A 3,202-nucleotide genomic window follows, 5' to 3' on the forward strand; every position below is an offset into this window, starting at 1 on the left:
GTGGCGATGTCGGGACAGGGGCGGGTGCCGATCTCGATCTGGCACTGCAGGTATTCCGGGCTGACCTGATCCTCGAGCTCTGCCGAACAGGCGGCGAGCAGCGCCTTCGGCGCCTCTGTCAGCGCCAGCGTGTCGCGGTCGACGAGCAGGTATTCCTCTTCGATGCCAAGGCTGAAGGCCGGTGCGTCCATCGTCGTCTCCCCCATTCCCGGTCCGAGCAAAGCAGAGCGCGGGGCTTCGGGCAAGGGCCGCGCTCAGACCGCGGTGAAGAGGACGGTGCGGAGGCTGGTCCCGGGCGGACGGCGATGTCCCTGGGACGGGCCTTCGCCGTCTGGTCGAACATGCGCGTGGCGCGGAAGCCGAGGTCGAGCGGCGTGTGCATGGCGACAGCGGCCACGGTTCCGGCTACCCCCGCGACGACTCTGCGGGCACCCGCCAGATCGATGAGCACCATCGAGTCGCTGCGCAGCCACGGCCGTGCGCTGCCCGTCCCTAGGGACGAGAGGTCATCGGCAGGGGTGATGTCGCCGGAGGGCTCGAGGCAGGCGAGGTTGCGCTTCTCAAGATACCGGGGTCGGACAGGCACGATGCGCGAACACAAAACACAGGCCGATCGCCGGCAATGGAAATCTACAGGCGATCCATGGGTGAGTGATCTCATGGCTGGGAATTGCGGTCGCGACCGTCAAGCGGAAGGTATTATGACACCTCTTGCCAGACGCCATCCGGCGGCTCTGGGCCCGTCAGTCGGTGTCTGCGAGCAACTCGGCGAAGCTCTGATGGGGCAGGCCCAGCAGCGTGAGCGCCTGTTCCTCGCATTGCTGCACAAGCGACACCACGGCGCCGATCCCCTCCCATGAGCGGACGATGAACTTCGCCATCTCGTAGGAGAGCTTCGACGGCGCGTAGTAGACGATCAGGGTCTGCTCGCCGGTGCCGAGGAAGATGTCGGCTTTCTTGGCCTGCAGCTTCATCAGACCGACGAAATCGGACTCGATGCCGGTGACGTTCGAGAGGTCGACGAGGTGTTTCTGGCCGGGGTGGCTCTGCGGGTGCCGCGCGTAATCGTCGAAGGCGCGCATGGTGTCATCGAGACGCGAAAAGCCTTCGTAGCGGACATAGACGATGCCGTGCCCCGGCAGGATCTGGAATGTGACGGACATGAAGAACTCGACTCAAATTGCGTTGCCCGGATCCGGCGCGCCAATGTCCCCCGTGGTCGCGTGGCCCGGATCGGTGCCCGAGACTGTCAAAAGTATCATACAATGCAATGTGTTCGGGGTCGCGTTTCGCGCCGTCTTCGGCCTTACGCAAGGTAAACCCGCGACGGGACGAAGTGTTCCGGACACGGTGTCCGTCTCGCGCCCCGGAAAGCGGGCATCGCCTCGGCATGCCGGTTTCGGCGTTGCGTGCCGTCCCCTTGCCCGAAAGGAAAACGCCCCGGAACCTTGCGATTCCGGGGCGTCGAAGCGTCGTTCAGGTCAGGCCGTGGATCAGTCCATGGCCTTGAAGTTGAACTCGCCACCTTCCTTGATGCCCGAGAACCAGCGCGCCGTGACGGTCTTGGTCTTGGTGTAGAAGCGGAAGGCGTCGGGGCCGTACTGGTTGAGATCGCCGAAGCCGGACTTCTTCCAGCCGCCGAAGGTGAAGTAGCTCAGCGGCACCGGGATCGGGAAGTTGATGCCGACCATGCCCACGTTCACACGGTGCGCGAAGTCGCGCGCGGTGTCGCCGTCGGCGGTGAAGATCGACGTGCCGTTGCCGTAGTCGTTCTTCATGATCAGGTCGAGCGCCTCGTCGTAGGACTCGGTGCGCACCTGGCACAGGACCGGGCCGAAGATCTCTTCCTTGTAGATGTCCATGTCCTTGGTGACGTTGTCGAACATCGACGGGCCCACGAAGAAGCCGTCCTCGTAGCCCTGCAGCTCGAAGTCGCGGCCGTCGACCACAAGGTTCGCGCCCTGTTCCACACCCGAGGCGATGAGCCCGTTGATGCGGTCCTTGGACGCCTGGGTGATGACCGGGCCGTAGTCCACGTCATTGCCGCCGGTGTAGGGGCCGACCTTGAGCGCTTCGATGCGGGGAACCAGTTTCTCGATCAGCGCGTCAGCGGTCTTCTGACCGACCGGAACCGCGACCGAGATCGCCATGCAGCGTTCGCCTGCAGCGCCGAAGCCGGCACCGACCAGCGCGTCGGCGGCCTTGTCGATGTCCGCGTCGGGCATGATGATCATGTGGTTCTTGGCGCCGCCGAAGCACTGGGCGCGCTTGCCGTTCGAGCAAGCACGGCCGTAGATGTACTGGGCGATCGGGGTGGACCCCACGAAGGCCACCGCCGGGATGTCCTCGTGGTCGAGGATGCCGTCGACGACGTCCTTGTCACCGTTGACCACCTGCAGGACGCCCGCGGGCAGGCCCGCTTCGATCAGCAGCTCGGCGAGACGCAGCGCGGTCGAAGGCACGCGCTCGGAGGGCTTGAGGATCATCGCGTTGCCGCAGGCCAGGGCGCCGGCCATCTTCCACAGCGGGATCATGGCGGGGAAGTTGAAGGGCGTGATGCCCGCAACCACGCCGAGCGGCTGGCGCATGGAGTAGAGGTCGATGCCCGGGCCGCCGTTGTCCATGAACTCGCCCTTGAGCATCGCCGGCGCGCCCATGCAGACCTCGACGAACTCGAGGCCGCGCTGCACGTCGCCCTTGGCGTCGGGCAGGGTCTTGCCGTGCTCGAGGCTGACCAGCTCGGCCAGCTCGTCCATGTGCTCGTTGATCAGGGCACCGAACTTCATCATCACGCGGGCGCGACGCTGCGGGTTGGTCTTGGCCCAGCCGATCTGTGCCTCGGCCGCCTTGGCCACGGCGTCGTTCAGCTCTTCGAGCGTCGCGAGCGGCACCTTGGCGATGGCTTCGCCGGTGGCGGGGTTGAAGACTTCGGTGAAGCGGCCCGAGGTGCCCTTCACGTGCTCGCCGTTGATGAAATGCGTCAGTTCTTTCATGATCGCTCCTCCTGTCATTCGGATTTGGCGCCACCTTAGTCTTGCGGAAATGCAGGCGATAGGGGTAATCGGGCAAAAGGGTTTTGCAATATTGCAAAGGTGGCGGGATGCGCGAGAACTGGGACGACATGCGGATCTTCCTTGCCGTGGGGCGCGGCGACAGCCTGTCTTCTGCTGGACGGGTGCTGCGGATGGACCCGGCCACGGTG

2 protein-coding genes and 2 pseudogenes are annotated in these 3,202 nt (G+C 65.0%); 1 reads left to right on the forward strand and 3 read right to left on the reverse strand.

The genetic code is table 11. The annotated features are described in order from the left end of the window. The 3 genes and pseudogenes from HC022_RS22195 to HC022_RS22205 all read right to left on the reverse strand — a co-directional run. Positions 1-191: pseudogene (locus tag HC022_RS22195) on the reverse strand (carboxylate-amine ligase); the annotation flags it as partial. A 552-nt stretch (positions 192-743) separates the two neighbouring features. After that, positions 744-1,163 carry a hypothetical protein gene (locus tag HC022_RS22200; protein WP_008885210.1) on the reverse strand — a complete coding sequence of 140 codons (420 nt, stop codon included), beginning with the start codon at positions 1,161-1,163 and terminating at the stop codon, positions 744-746. Between the two features lie 330 nt (positions 1,164-1,493). Then, the gene (locus tag HC022_RS22205; RefSeq protein ID WP_008885829.1) at positions 1,494-2,993 is read right to left on the reverse strand and encodes a CoA-acylating methylmalonate-semialdehyde dehydrogenase; all 1,500 of its coding nucleotides are present in this window, start codon (positions 2,991-2,993) and stop codon (positions 1,494-1,496) included. A 107-nt stretch (positions 2,994-3,100) separates the two neighbouring features. Between HC022_RS22205 and HC022_RS29440 the strand changes: the two are divergent. After that, a pseudogene (locus tag HC022_RS29440) lies at positions 3,101-3,202 on the forward strand (LysR family transcriptional regulator); the annotation flags it as partial.

Origin of the sequence: Salipiger sp. HF18 (assembly GCF_011806505.1) — a bacterium.
GTDB lineage: Bacteria > Pseudomonadota > Alphaproteobacteria > Rhodobacterales > Rhodobacteraceae > Salipiger > Salipiger thiooxidans.

What these genes read in the sequence shown, in the direction of transcription:
- HC022_RS22200 (WP_008885210.1), bottom strand. Translation starts at nt 1,163, where the DNA reads ATGTCCGTCACATTCCAGATCCTGCCGGGGCACGGCATCGTCTATGTC.
- HC022_RS22205 (WP_008885829.1), bottom strand. Translation starts at nt 2,993, where the DNA reads ATGAAAGAACTGACGCATTTCATCAACGGCGAGCACGTGAAGGGCACC.